At 58.4% G+C, this 6,949-nt stretch carries 8 protein-coding genes; 5 read left to right on the top strand and 3 right to left on the bottom strand.

From position 1 onward, the window contains the following. Positions 1-87: 87 nt before the first annotated feature. Entirely contained in the window at positions 88-960 is an 873-nt protein-coding gene (gene dapA / locus R6T97_RS12370; RefSeq protein WP_410349600.1) for a 4-hydroxy-tetrahydrodipicolinate synthase, read from the top strand. On the opposite strand, the gene R6T97_RS12365 is transcribed toward dapA, so the two are convergent. The 3 genes from R6T97_RS12365 to R6T97_RS12355 form a co-directional block, all read right to left on the bottom strand. Beyond that, positions 932-1,297, bottom strand: coding sequence for a hypothetical protein (locus R6T97_RS12365; RefSeq protein WP_410349599.1), 366 nt, complete (start codon positions 1,295-1,297; stop codon positions 932-934). The genes dapA and R6T97_RS12365 overlap by 29 nt on opposite strands. A gap of 66 nt (positions 1,298-1,363) precedes the next feature. After that, on the bottom strand, positions 1,364-2,560 hold the full coding sequence (locus R6T97_RS12360; protein ID WP_410349598.1) for a winged helix-turn-helix domain-containing protein: 1,197 nt from the start codon (positions 2,558-2,560) through the stop codon (positions 1,364-1,366). Next, positions 2,557-3,000 (bottom strand): ion channel, encoded by a 444-nt coding sequence (locus tag R6T97_RS12355; protein WP_410349597.1) that lies wholly within the window; start codon positions 2,998-3,000, stop codon positions 2,557-2,559. The genes R6T97_RS12360 and R6T97_RS12355 overlap by 4 nt, the downstream gene beginning before the upstream one ends. 74 nt (positions 3,001-3,074) lie before the next feature. Between R6T97_RS12355 and smpB the strand changes: the two genes are divergently transcribed. The 4 genes from smpB to R6T97_RS12335 all read left to right on the top strand — a co-directional run bounded on the left by smpB (position 3,075) and on the right by R6T97_RS12335 (position 6,818). Continuing rightward, positions 3,075-3,548, top strand: coding sequence for an SsrA-binding protein SmpB (gene smpB, locus R6T97_RS12350; protein WP_410349596.1), 474 nt, complete (start codon positions 3,075-3,077; stop codon positions 3,546-3,548). A gap of 143 nt (positions 3,549-3,691) precedes the next feature. Continuing rightward, entirely contained in the window at positions 3,692-4,555 is an 864-nt protein-coding gene (sseA, locus tag R6T97_RS12345; RefSeq protein WP_410349595.1) for a 3-mercaptopyruvate sulfurtransferase, read from the top strand. 3 nt (positions 4,556-4,558) lie between these two features. After that, entirely contained in the window at positions 4,559-5,743 is a 1,185-nt protein-coding gene (locus tag R6T97_RS12340; RefSeq protein ID WP_410349594.1) for an aromatic amino acid transaminase, read from the top strand. A gap of 115 nt (positions 5,744-5,858) precedes the next feature. Further along, complete coding sequence (locus tag R6T97_RS12335) at positions 5,859-6,818, top strand: L-malyl-CoA/beta-methylmalyl-CoA lyase (protein WP_410349593.1); 960 nt, start codon at positions 5,859-5,861, stop codon at positions 6,816-6,818. Positions 6,819-6,949 lie beyond the last annotated feature (131 nt).

The following is a 6,949-nucleotide window of genomic DNA, read 5'->3' as shown; positions in this document are numbered from 1 at the left end:
AGGGCTTGTAGGATTTGTCAACTGCGCCTAGTGTCCGCGCGATTTTACAGCGGCTGGATCAAGCCACCAACAGATAGGAAGCGTGCCATGTTTAAGGGATCAATCCCCGCCCTCGTCACGCCGTTTTCGAACGGCCAGGTCGATGTGGATGCGCTGAAAAAACTCGTGAACTGGCATGTTGATCAGGGTTCCCACGGTCTGGTCCCTGTGGGTACGACAGGTGAAAGCCCGACACTGACCCATGCCGAGCATGATCTGGTTGTTGAAACTGTCGTGAACGAAGCCGCCGGACGCATCCCCGTGATTGCGGGTGCAGGGTCGAACAACACAGCCGAGACCGTGCGTCTGGTACTTGCCGCCAAGAAGGCCGGTGCGGATGCCGCCCTTGTGGTGACGCCTTATTACAACAAGCCGACACAGCGCGGGCTAATCGCACATTTCACAGCAGCGGCAGATTGCGGCTTGCCCGTCGTGATTTACAACATCCCGCCGCGGTCGGTCGTTGATATGACACCCGACACCATGGCCGAACTCGCCAAGCACGAGATGATCATCGGGGTGAAGGACGCAACAGCCGATCTGTCGCGCGTGCCGGCCCAGCGCATGCGCTGCGGCGAGGATTTCATCCAGCTGTCCGGCGAAGATGCAACTGCGCTTGGCTTTAACGCCCACGGCGGTGTTGGCTGTATCTCGGTGTCCGCTAATATCGCCCCCAATCTGATTGCGACGTTTCAGGAAACGACGCTGGCCGGAGACTACGCAAAGGCTCTCACCCAGCTTGATCGCCTGATGCCATTGCATGAAGCGGTGTTCACCGAACCCGGTGTGGCAGGCGCGAAATACGGCATGTCTTTGCTGGGCATGTGCAGTGCAGAGGTGCGTTCGCCTCTGACGGGCCTGACAGATGCGACCAAGAAAAAGATACGCGCAGCTATGGTGCATGCAGGGCTTCTGAACTAGCGCAGGGCTCGTTTGATCCCACCTCACCTATCGCGGCACTACTCTGCGTGCCGGCGGGTGATAGCGGCTTGAACCACGCATTGTTCAGCCGCCACAACCCAAAGGCCAGCGGAATTGCAGCCGGACCACCGATCACATAGGCACGTGGCCCGCCGGAGAAGCTCTCAGACATCTGTGTGTAGGCGCGGATGCCGGCAAAGATCATGGCCAGTATTCCCGCGATCAAAGACGTGTTTACACATAGCGTTATCTTTGCAGGCCTGGCGCGGGTCTGGATTTGATCCGCCTGTGCCGGGTTGATTACACAGTCGGCAACAAGCTGGTCCGTTTGGGCCATATAATACTTGCGATACCCTCACTTTGGTCCTGTGTAGATATCGTCATTTTGCACAGTGTTCACGATCTAATGCGCAGAGCGTTCCCAATCCTTTGCAAACGTCAGATCACTGCAGCCGCCAAATACCGCCGCACGCTCCAGTTCCTTGCGCAAGGCAGCCATCCGGCCAGTTCCCATCCGGACACCCGCCTCGGGCCAGAACGCACGCACGGCCAGAACACCGTCGTCACGCTTCATATCAATGCGGCCGATAATCCGGTCACCTTCCATGACCGGAAAGACATAATAGCCATACTCTCGCTTGGGCGCAGGCACGAAAATCTCGATCCGGTAGTGAAACCCAAAGAGCCGCTCTGCCCGTTTGCGATCCCGCAAGGCAGGGTCGAAGGGCGACAGGATACGCACACGTGGCGCAGGCGTTGCGGTGGCTGCGTCCATCAGGTCAGGCCAAGAAAAAGAGCGGCGCAGTTTGCCATCAACGCCTTCAACGTCGATTTCCACAATACGCTCGTCTGCTAAAGCCGCAGCACACCATGCCTTCGCCTCGGCTGGCGTGACATGATCCCAAAACGCCGCCAACTCGCCACTGGTGGCGAACCCCAAGCGGTCCAACGCTCCTGCACAACACCACTCGATCGTTTCCTGGGGATGATGGCGGCGGTTCAGATGCTCGGCAGGGATCACCCGCTCTGTCAGATCATAGACCTTTGTGAAACCGTCACGCCGCACCACCGACACTTGCCCGGACCGCCACAGATATTCCAACGCTGTCTTGGAGGGATGCCAATCCCACCAGCCACCCGAACCTCGGCTTTCATCTGTCCCGACCTCGCCAGAGGTACAACATCCGTGGTCTGAAATCTGGCGTAGTACGTCATCGATCTTGGCGGTGAAATCGCCGCGTCGCCATTGCTTCCAACGCTCGGCCATGCGCCTTTCGTCCCGCGCAAATCGCAAGCGCCAATGGGCAAAACTCTCGATCGGAATAACAGCGGCATCATGGGTCCAATGTTCGAATACCTGCCTGTCACGGTGCAGCAGATGTTCCAACGCTTTGGGACGATACTGCTGGCGGCGCGACCACAAGATCAGGTCATGTGCGCGGGCAAAGGTATTCACACTGTCCAGTTGCACAAAGCCGAGGTCGCCCAACACACTCTTCAAGTCAGCACCCCTGCCCGTCCCCGACGGACGGTCATGCAATCCGTGCCGCGCCAAAAATACAGCACGCGCGTTCATGTTGGCCAACACAGCGGCGCTCAAGTGTCGTTGTCCTGAATAGCGATTTGCTGCAAGCGCAACTGGCGCAGCGTTTCAATCATCGCCGCCGTGACAAGGCCAATGTTCAGCAGTCCGTTCAATGCCGCCATACCGCCCAGCAAGCGCCACTCTACCGGCAAAAGGATGTCACCGAAGCCAAGTGTGGTAAACGACACCAGCGCGAAATAGACCGCGACCTCTACCGTTTCGAAAACCCCGAGTGCCACGAAGGTCAGCGCCCACATCCAGACAGCGAAAGTCATCTGAAAAAGCACCCAGATCGCGGTCGTACAAAGGACCAGCATCAGTTTTGGCGGGTGCGGTGCCTTGATCAGCCATGGGCGCAGCCGGGTCAGACGCGACTCCAAAACCCAATAGCCGATCCCTGCGATCAACATCGACGCCAAAAGCAACGCACTGCCAAGGGCGATTTGAACGAACATCTGCTTTCTCCTTGTGCAGTCTGCTTACAGCACACCTTGTACCACACGGCTCCATCGCATATCTGGGCCCAACTATGGTCAAGAAACCCGAAAACAAAAACTACAAAGTCATCGCCGAAAACCGGCGAGCGCGGTATGATTATGCCATAGAGGACGATATCGAGGTCGGCATTATACTGACGGGGTCCGAGGTGAAGTCCCTGCGCACCGGCCAGTCCAATATTGCCGACAGTTACGCCAGCGTTGATGACGGCGAACTGTGGCTTACGAACGCATATATCGCTCCCTATGACCGCGCGATGTTCAGCCATGAGGAACGTCGCAAACGCAAGCTCCTTGTCAGCAAGCGCGAGTTGGCCCGCCTTTGGAACGCAACCAAGCGCGAAGGCATGACACTGGTGCCACTGGTGATGTATTTTAACGACCGAGGCCTTGTGAAGCTCAAGATCGCAACTGCAAAAGGCAAGAAGAGCCACGACAAGCGTGAAACCGAGGCCAAGCGCGATTGGGGTCGCCAGAAACAGCGGTTGCTGCGCCACGGGAATTGACCGTTGGGCGCTTTTGGTCAGGGCTGATGCCTCCGGCGGGGATATTTCCGGGCCAATAATAACGGAGCCGCGGTATTGCGATGGCTTGTCTTGCGGGGCGCTGCGGGGTAGGCCTGATCTGATTTATCAACTAGGGGCGCGCGATGGACCCGGCCACTCCCGACGATCCAAGTACACTGGTCAGCACAAATTGGTTGGCCGCCCATTTGAAAGACCCCGATCTGCGGATCTTCGATGCCTCGTGGTACATGCCCGACGCGGGACGCGATGCAAAAGCCGAGTATGCCGCAGGCCATATTCCCGGCGCGCGTTTCTTTGACATCGACGAGATCAGCGACGCAAGGTCAGAACTGCCGCATATGGCGCCACCGGTCGAGAAATTCATGTCCCGGATGCGGGCAATGGGCGTGGGCGACGGACATCAGGTCGTCGTCTACGACGGCAGCGGCCTGTTTTCAGCCGCGCGCGTGTGGTGGCTGTTTCGCTTGATGGGTCAGAAGAATATCGCGGTTCTGGATGGCGGGCTGCCCAAATGGGTGGCTGACGGCTATCCTTTGACAACCGCGGCGCCAACGATTCGCGATCGCCATATGACCGTGAAAATGGAAGCACACCGCGTGCGCGACGTCACGGATGTAGCCCGTGCTTCCAAGCTGGGCAACCACGCTATCATTGATGCCCGCGCGCCGGGGCGCTTTAGGGGCGAACAGCCAGAGCCACGCGAAAGCATGCGCTCGGGACATATTCCGGGGTCAAGAAATGTCTTCTACCAAGACCTGCTCAACGCCGACAAAACCATGAAATCCAAGGGTGAGATCAAGACTATCTTCGAGAACGCCGGCGTTGATCTTGCCAAACCTGCGATCACAACCTGCGGGTCGGGTGTGACTGCGGCTATTCTTTCTCTTGCGCTTGAACGGATCGGCAAGACCGATCACGCGCTTTATGATGGCTCATGGTCCGAATGGGGCATGTACGCCGACCTTCCAATCGCGACCGGAGCCTGACTGATGCTAGAAAACCTGACCGTCCAACCTGCTGACAAAATCCTTGCCCTTGTGGCGAAGTACAAAGCCGATCCGCGCGCCGACAAAGTCGATCTTGGTGTCGGCGTCTACAAAGACGCGACAGGCAACACCCCTGTCATGCGCGCCGTGAAAGAGGCCGAGCGGCGGATTCTGGCGGATCAGACCACAAAGGCCTACACCGGTCTTGCGGGCGATCCGGCCTTCAGTGCCGTGATGAAAGACCTCGTCTTGGGTGACAGCGTGCCCAGCGAACGTGTCGCCGCCGTGGCGACCCCCGGCGGCACAGGTGCGATCCGTCAGGCGCTGGAACTGATCCGCATCGCAGCCCCCAAGGCCACCGTCTGGCTGTCTAACCCCACATGGCCGAACCATCTGTCCATCATCAAGTACCTTGGCATGAAAATGGCCGAGTACCGCTATTTCGACAATGACACGCGCAGCGTTGATTTCGAAGGCATGATCGCGGATTTGCAGAACGTCGCCCCCGGTGATGTGGTGCTTTTGCACGGCTGCTGCCACAACCCTACCGGAGCGAACCTGACCTATAGCCAGATGGAGCAGGTCATCGGCTTGATGCAGAACAAGGGCGCTGTCCCTTTCGTTGACATCGCCTATCAGGGCTTTGGCGACGGACTGGCCGCCGATGCAGTCACAACGCGCCAAATCGCAAGCAGTTTCGAAAACTGTCTGATTGCGGCAAGCTGTTCCAAGAACTTCGGCATCTATCGCGAACGGACCGGTATCCTGATGGCGGTCGCCAAGGATACCGACCAGCAGGCGCTTACCCAGCAGAACCTCGCGTTCCTCAACCGCCAGAACTATTCCTTCCCGCCCGATCACGGGGCACGGGTCGTCACAACCATCCTGCAAGACCCCGAACTGCGGGCCGATTGGGAAGAAGAACTGGAAGAAACACGCAACGGCATGTTGGCCTTGCGCCAGCAACTCGCCGATGAGCTCAAGCGCCTGACGAACAGCGACCGCTTTGATTTTCTGGCCGAACATCGCGGCATGTTTAGCCGTCTGGGAACAACACCCGAAATCGTAGAGACATTGCGCGCGGATCACGGGATTTATCTGGTGGGCGACAGCCGTATGAATATTGCCGGACTGAATGCGCAGACGGTGCCGGTGCTGGCGAAAGCGATCGTCGATGCCGGCGTCTGATATTGCGTCGCAGCATTTCATTGCTGCGATTGCAAATTCACCTTGTTAGCGTCCGCGCAATAATATACCGATCAGCGGAACCGTCACGTAATTAAAATACGCCAAGGATCTGCCGATGTCATTCCGCCTGCAACCGACCCCACCTGCCCGCCCGAACCGCTGCCAGCTTTTCGGGCCCGGCTCGAACACCAAACTGTTCGAAAAGATGGCGGCAAGTGCTGCGGACGTGATCAACCTTGATCTCGAGGACAGCGTTTCGCCCTCTGACAAGGATGTCGCCCGGAGCAATGTCATTCAGGCAATCAACGATGTGGACTGGAACACCAAGTATCTTTCCGTCCGGATCAACGGGTTGGACACGCCTTATTGGTACAAGGACGTGGTCGATGTGCTGGAACAGGCCGATGACAGGATCGACCAGATCATGATCCCCAAAGTGGGTTGTGCCGCAGATGTCTATGCCGTTGATGCGCTGGTCACTGCGATTGAAACGGCCAAGGGGCGGACCAAGCCGATCACCTTCGAGGTCATCATCGAATCCGCCGCCGGCATCGCACATGTCGAAGAAATCGCCGCCAGTTCGCCGCGCATGGCCGCGATGAGCCTGGGGGCGGCCGATTTTGCGGCATCCATGGGGATGCAGACGACAGGCATCGGTGGCACGCAGGAAAATTACTATATGCTGCACGGCGAGACGCGGCATTATTCCGATCCTTGGCACTGGGCACAGACAGCCATTGTCGCGGCCTGCCGGACGCATGGTGTGCTGCCCGTCGATGGGCCCTTTGGTGATTTCAGCGATGACGAAGGTTACCGCGCACAGGCGCGCCGGTCGGCCACGCTGGGCATGGTCGGCAAATGGGCAATCCACCCCAAGCAAATCGCGCTGGCCAACGAAGTCTTCACCCCCTCGGACGACGCCGTTGCAGAGGCCCGTGAAATCCTTGCCGCGATGGAAGACGCCAAGGCGCGGGGCGAAGGGGCAACCGTCTACAAGGGCCGTCTGGTCGATATTGCCTCTATCAAGCAGGCAGAGGTGATCGTGCGGCAATCCGAAATGATCGCGGGCGGCTAACCCGACCTTTCGCAGACCCGTAAGGGCGCAGCCTTCGCCGGCGCGTCCTTTTTGCTGTTCCGCGCCCCTCGCGCCACGACCTGACGTTGCTATTGCGCATCCCATACGCCATATAACCAAGACGCAATGCA

The organism is Yoonia sp., assembly GCF_046498525.1.
Lineage (GTDB): Bacteria > Pseudomonadota > Alphaproteobacteria > Rhodobacterales > Rhodobacteraceae > Yoonia.
Note: the sequence above shows the minus strand (reverse complement) of the source record. Positions and strands in the feature narration are given on the sequence as shown.

Coding starts and splice junctions, on each gene's coding strand:
- dapA (WP_410349600.1), top strand. CDS start 88: ATGTTTAAGGGATCAATCCCCGCCCTCGTCACGCCGTTTTCGAACGGC.
- R6T97_RS12340 (WP_410349594.1), top strand. CDS start 4,559: ATGCTAGAAAACCTGACCGTCCAACCTGCTGACAAAATCCTTGCCCTT.
- R6T97_RS12335 (WP_410349593.1), top strand. CDS start 5,859: ATGTCATTCCGCCTGCAACCGACCCCACCTGCCCGCCCGAACCGCTGC.
- R6T97_RS12365 (WP_410349599.1), bottom strand. CDS start 1,297: ATGGCCCAAACGGACCAGCTTGTTGCCGACTGTGTAATCAACCCGGCA.
- smpB (WP_410349596.1), top strand. CDS start 3,075: ATGGTCAAGAAACCCGAAAACAAAAACTACAAAGTCATCGCCGAAAAC.
- sseA (WP_410349595.1), top strand. CDS start 3,692: ATGGACCCGGCCACTCCCGACGATCCAAGTACACTGGTCAGCACAAAT.
- R6T97_RS12355 (WP_410349597.1), bottom strand. CDS start 3,000: ATGTTCGTTCAAATCGCCCTTGGCAGTGCGTTGCTTTTGGCGTCGATG.